Source organism: Promicromonospora kroppenstedtii DSM 19349, assembly GCF_000515355.1.
GTDB lineage: Bacteria > Actinomycetota > Actinomycetes > Actinomycetales > Cellulomonadaceae > Promicromonospora > Promicromonospora kroppenstedtii.
Genome location: NZ_KI911690.1, coordinates 1 through 2,171 on the forward strand (window position 1 = coordinate 1; position 2,171 = coordinate 2,171).

The following is a 2,171-nucleotide window of genomic DNA, read 5'->3' on the forward strand; positions in this document are numbered from 1 at the left end:
GCGCCCTGGTCACCCGGCCCCGGCTGCTGCTCCTGGACGAGCCCGCAGGCGGGCTCGGGCCCGCCGACATCGACCGCCTCGCGGGGACCGTGCGCGACGTGGCCGGCGCGGGGTGCTCCGTGCTGCTGGTCGAGCACCACGTCGACTTCGTGGCGGACGTCGCCGACCGCGTGGTGGTGCTCGACTTCGGGCACGTGATCGCGTGCGGCACCCCCGAGCAGGTGCGCCGGGACCCGGCCGTCGAGGAGGCCTACCTCGGGGTGCCAGCGGGGGAGACCGCATGAGCACCCTGACGATCGAGCGCCTCACCGTCGGCTACGGCGACGGCGCCCCCGTGCTCGACGGACTCGACCTGACCGTGCCCGACGGCGACGTCGTCGCGCTGCTCGGCGCCAACGGCGCGGGCAAGACCACGCTGCTCCGGGCCCTGCTGGGCCTGACCTCCGCCCGCGGCGGGCGGGTGCTGCTCGACGGCGCCGACCTGACCGGCCTGCCCACCGAGGACCGCGTGCGCCGCGGGCTCGCGCTCGTGCCCGAGGGGCGCGGCGTCGTGGCGGAGCTGACCGTCGCGGAGAACCTGCGCCTCGGGGCGCTGTGGAGATACGCGGGACGGAAGCACGCCCGCGCCGAGCGCGACGCCGCCGTCGGGCAGATGTACGAGCTGTTCGAGCCCCTGGCGCGACGCCGCGACGCCCCTGGCCACACCCTGTCCGGCGGCGAGCGGCAGATGCTCGCGCTCGCCCGGGCCCTGGTCACCCGGCCCCGCGTCCTGCTGCTCGACGAACCCTCCCTCGGGCTCGCCCCGCTCGTGGTCGCCCAGCTGCTCGGCGTGCTCCGCGACCAGGCCCGCTCCACCGGGCTCACCGTGCTCCTGGCCGAGCAGAACGTCACCGGCGCGCTGTCGGTGGCCGACCGCGGCGTCGTCCTGTCCCTCGGGGAGGTCGTCGCCGACCGCCCGGCCGCCGACCTGGCCGCCGACCCCGCGCTGCGCCACGCCTACCTGGGTTTCTGAGAGGAGTTCCGCATGGAGAGGCTCGTGTTCCTGCTGTCGACCGGGCTGGCGCGCGGCGCCGTGCTCGCGCTGTTCGCGCTGTCGCTCGTGATCGTCTACCGCGCCGCGCGCGTGGTGAACTTCGCGCAGGCCGCCCTGGCGATCGTGCCCGTGTACGTCGCCGTCGCGGTCACCTCCGCCACCGGCTCGTACTGGCTCGGGCTGGCGTGCGCCCTGATCACCGGCGCGCTGCTCGGCGCCGTCGTCGAGCGCGGGCTCATGCGCCGCGTGCCCCAGGACAACCCGCTGGCCGGCATCATCGTGGCGATCGGCCTGGTCATGGTGCTGCAAGCCGGGCTCGCGATCGCCTTCGGCCCCGACCACCGGCCCGTGCACGCGCCGTTCTCGCAGCGGCCGCTCGGCGTGGGCGGCGTCCCCCTGATGAGCCCCTACGACCTGTTCGTGCTCCTGGTCGCCGCCGTCGTCATGGGCGCGCTCGCGTGGCTGTTCGGCCGCACGTCGCTCGGCCTGCGGATGCGCGCCGCCGCCTTCGCGCCCGAGACCTCCCGGCTGCTCGGCGTACGCGTGCCCCGCATGGTCACGCTCGGCTGGACCTTGTCCATCGCGACGGCGGCGCTCGCCGCCCTGCTGCTCGTGCCCACCGGGCTCGGCCTGGACCCGCACGCCGCCGACGTGCTGTTCGTCAACGCCTTCGCCGCCGCAGTCATCGGCGGGCTGGACTCGCCCGCCGGGGCGCTCGCGGCCGGGCTGTTGGTCGGCGTCCTGGCGAGCCTGGTGACCGGGTACGCCTCGGCGGCCGCGGCGCCGCCCGCGGTGCTCGGCCTGCTCACGGTCGTGCTGCTCGTACGCCCGCACGGGTTGTTCGCCGCCCGGGAGGCCCGGACCGCATGAGACTCCTGACCCGCGCCGCCCTGCTCACGCTGCTCGCCCTGGGCGCGACCTTCCTGCTCGACCCGTACCGCAACTACCAGCTCGCCACCGCGACCGGCACGTTCGTGGCCGTCGCCGGGCTCACCCTGCTGGTCGGGCTCACCGGCCAGCTCTCCCTGGGGCACGCCGTGCTCATGGCCGCCGGCGGCTACGGGTACGCACTGACCGCGACCTGGGTCGCCGGCGCGGTCGAGGGCACCACCGCGGCCGACGGCGCGGGCGGCTGGCT

2 protein-coding genes and 2 pseudogenes are annotated in these 2,171 nt (G+C 76.1%); all 4 read left to right on the top strand.

The features are described 5' to 3' along the window. Positions 1-284, top strand: a 284-nt coding sequence (locus PROKR_RS16300; RefSeq protein WP_036964748.1) for an ABC transporter ATP-binding protein C-terminal domain-containing protein, incomplete at its 5' end; no start/stop codon positions are given. Beyond that, positions 281-790: pseudogene (locus PROKR_RS16305) on the top strand (ABC transporter ATP-binding protein); the annotation flags it as partial. The gene PROKR_RS16300 and the pseudogene PROKR_RS16305, both read left to right, overlap by 4 nt. A 234-nt stretch (positions 791-1,024) precedes the next feature. Further along, positions 1,025-1,903 (top strand): branched-chain amino acid ABC transporter permease, encoded by an 879-nt coding sequence (locus PROKR_RS16310; RefSeq protein ID WP_036964752.1) that lies wholly within the window; start codon positions 1,025-1,027, stop codon positions 1,901-1,903. Next, positions 1,900-2,171: pseudogene (locus PROKR_RS16315) on the top strand (branched-chain amino acid ABC transporter permease); the annotation flags it as partial. The gene PROKR_RS16310 and the pseudogene PROKR_RS16315, both read left to right, overlap by 4 nt.

Bases quoted from the DNA above. Each gene is read 5' to 3' on its own strand.
- PROKR_RS16310 (WP_036964752.1), top strand. From the start codon at position 1,025: ATGGAGAGGCTCGTGTTCCTGCTGTCGACCGGGCTGGCGCGCGGCGCC.